Here is a 387-nt window from a genome sequence, read left to right as displayed (position 1 = left end):
CTGTGGGCGGTGATGGTGTCGCTGGCCGCGCTGTGGCGCTCGTTCGGCGTGGAGCCGGCCGCGGTGGTGGGTCACTCGCAGGGCGAGGTCGCTGCCGCGTGTGTGGCCGGGGCTCTGTCGTTGGAGGACGGCGCCCGGGTGGTGGCGGTGCGTTCGCGTCTGGTGCTGGAGAAGCTGTCCGGGCGGGGCGGGATGGTGTCGGTGTCGCTGCCGGTGGACCAGGCCGAGGAGCGGCTGGCCCGCTTCGAGGGCCGTATCGGTGTCGCGGCGGTCAACGGCCCGACCTCGGTGGTGGTGTCCGGTGAGCCGGAGGCGCTGGACGAGCTGCTCGCCGAGTGCGAGGCGGCCGGGGTGCGGGCGCGTCGGATCGCGGTGGACTATGCCTCG

Annotated in this window: 1 protein-coding gene; it reads left to right on the top strand. The window is 74.4% G+C overall.

What is annotated here, in order from left to right:
- On the top strand, positions 1–387 hold a 387-nt coding region (locus POF73_RS45945), incomplete at both ends, for an acyltransferase domain-containing protein (protein ID WP_272125505.1).

This window comes from Streptomyces sp. HD (assembly GCF_028369295.1).
GTDB lineage: Bacteria > Actinomycetota > Actinomycetes > Streptomycetales > Streptomycetaceae > Streptomyces.
The sequence above is the reverse complement of the archived record's forward strand: the minus strand, read 5'-3'. Positions and strand labels throughout refer to the sequence as shown.